Raw genomic sequence first — 2,613 nt, forward strand, 5'->3', positions numbered from 1 at the left:
TGCATATTCCGGCCGATCATGAACACCAATTCCGATTCAACGTGAACACCATTTCCGGACCAATGTGAACGCTCATTCCGGTTCAACCTGAACACTTCGCCCCTCCTTTCCGGAAACAGTGTTCAACATCCCGGAATCACTGTTCACATTCACCGGAATCATCCTTAACGCATTGATTTAAAAACCTTTGATACGCTCTCCCTTTTGCCAGGGAAGAGCCTATGTCTGCCAAGAGGATTGCAATGCGTAAAATTCGTGAAGTGCTGCGACTGCGGCTGGAAGCTGACCTCTCTGTTCGCCAAATCAGTATCTGTACCAAGGTCAGTGTCGGCTCCATCCAGAAACTCCTCAAAAGTGCCCAGGCGCTCGGCCTTACCTGGCCCTTACCTACCGAGCTTGATGATGGCCGACTGGCTGCCCTGTTCTATCCGCAGGCCGATACCACCATCTCGGCCCGCCATGTTGTGCCGGATTGGCCCTCTGTCCATCAGGAGCTCAAGCGCAAGGGGGTCTCCAAACAGCTGCTCTGGGAGGAGTACACCCAGCGCTATCCCAATAGCTGTTACAGCTACTCCCAGTTCTGTGACCGTTACAAGTCCTGGTGTCAGTTGCAAAAGCGCTCCATGCGCCAGATCCACAAGGCGGGGGAAAAGCTCTTTATCGACTACTGCGGGCCCACGGTGCCCATCGCCTCGCCCTCCACGGGTGAGGTCCGTCAGGCACAAGTCTTTGTCGCCGTGCTCGGTGCGTCCAACTACACCTTTGCCGAGGCCACCTGGTCCCAGTCACTGCCGGACTGGCTGCAAAGCCATGTCCGTGCCTTTGAGTTTTTCGGCGGGACACCGGTACTGCTGATCCCCGACAACCTCAAGAGCGGTGTCAGCAAGGCTTGCCGATACGATCCCGAGCTCAACCCCAGCTACCAGCAGTTGGCCGAGCACTATCAGGTGGCGGTGATGCCAGCTCGCCCTTACAAGCCTAAGGACAAAGCCAAGGCCGAGGTGGGTGTGCAGATCGTCGAGCGCTGGATCCTGGCTCGCCTACGCCATCAGACCTTCTTCTCGCTTGCCGAGCTAAACCAGTGCATCCGGGCTTTGTTGAATGAGCTCAACGAGCGCCCGTTCAAGCAGCTGCCCGGTAACCGACGCGAGGCGTTTGAGCAGTTGGACCGCCCGGCACTGGGGTCACTACCGGTGCATCCCTATCGCTATGTCGCCATCAAAACGGTCAAGGTCAACATCGACTATCACGTCAGCTATGAGCAGCACCATTACTCGGTGCCGCACCAGTATGTGGGTCAGCAACTGGAGCTCCATGCGGGCGATACCCTGCTTCAGGTCTATCACCAGCAACAGCTGGTCGCGAGCCATCCGCGTAAAACCATCCCGGGGATGAGCACACTCCCTGAGCACATGCCGGAACGTCACAGCAAGCAGCAACGCTGGACGCCAGGGCGTCTTAAGCAGTGGGCTGCCGACATCGGACCGGGCACCTTGTGCTGGGTTAGCGAACGGCTGGCAGAGAAAGCCCATGCCGAGCAGGCATACCGACTCTGCCTGGGACTGCTGAGTCTTAGCCGGGAGTATCCGCCATCACGAGTCGAAGCCTGTTGCCAGCTGGCCAACCGGGAAGGACTGGTGCGGCTCAAGCAGCTCAAGTCGGTGCTGACCAGTGGCCGCGACCAACTGTCCGCAAGTCCGCTCAGTTATCCAGAACTGCCGCAAGAGCACGAGAACATCCGCGGCCCCCAGAGCTTCCACTAAAGAGGATACGTCCCATGACCCAACAAACGCTGACCCGCTTGAGACACCTGAAACTGACCGGCATGGCGGATGCCGTGCAACAACAACTGGAACAGGCAAGTACCTACGAAGGGCTGCCCTTCATCGAGCGGCTAAGCCTGCTGGTCGAACACGAACAACTGAGCCGGGAGCAGCGTAAACAAGCTCGGCTGGTCAAGCAGGCGAGGCTCAAACTCCAGGCCACGGTGCAAGAGGTGGACTACCAGTCTGCACGCAACCTGGAGCGGTCACAGGTGGCAAACCTGGCCCAAGGAGAGTGGCTGCGCCGGGGCCAGAACCTGCTCATTACCGGCCCCTGTGGCTGCGGAAAAACCTACCTAGCCTGTGCGCTGGGCTACCAAGCCTGTCAGCAGGGGCACAGCACTCGTTACTACCGGCTGCCGCGTCTGCTACTTGAGCTGAGCCAGGCCAAGGTAGATGGCAGTTACGCCAGACTGCTGGGTCAACTGGCAAGGATAGAGCTGCTGATCCTGGATGACTGGGGACTGGAAGCGGTGAATGCCGAGCAGCGCAACGCCCTGCTGGAGATCATGGATGATCGGTACGGGAAATACTCGACGGTCGTGGTCAGTCAGCTGCCAACGGAAGAGTGGTACGCGAGCTTGGGGGACAACACTCTGGCAGATGCGATCCTGGACCGGCTGATGCACAACGCTCACCGGCTGTCACTGAAGGGAGAATCGATGAGAAAGAGGAGAAGTGAGTTGACCCAATCTGAACACTCGAGTTAGAAACGGGGTGACGTGAGCGCGTTAAGGATCAGGGTGTTCACGTTGGCCGGAATGGCTGTTCAACTTCGCCGGAATACGCA

2 protein-coding genes are annotated in these 2,613 nt (G+C 58.3%); both read left to right on the top strand.

The genetic code is table 11. The annotated features are described in order from the left end of the window. Positions 1–221 precede the first annotated feature (221 nt). On the top strand, positions 222–1,763 hold the full coding sequence (gene istA / locus PG899_RS23885; RefSeq protein ID WP_010673729.1) for an IS21-like element ISAs29 family transposase: 1,542 nt from the start codon (positions 222–224) through the stop codon (positions 1,761–1,763). A gap of 14 nt (positions 1,764–1,777) precedes the next feature. Next, complete coding sequence (gene istB, locus PG899_RS23890; RefSeq protein ID WP_000194037.1) at positions 1,778–2,533, top strand: IS21-like element ISAs29 family helper ATPase IstB; 756 nt, start codon at positions 1,778–1,780, stop codon at positions 2,531–2,533. The last annotated feature ends 80 nt before the right edge of the window (positions 2,534–2,613 follow it).

Source organism: Aeromonas sp. QDB39, from assembly GCF_027707585.1.
GTDB classification, from domain to species: domain Bacteria; phylum Pseudomonadota; class Gammaproteobacteria; order Enterobacterales; family Aeromonadaceae; genus Aeromonas; species Aeromonas hydrophila.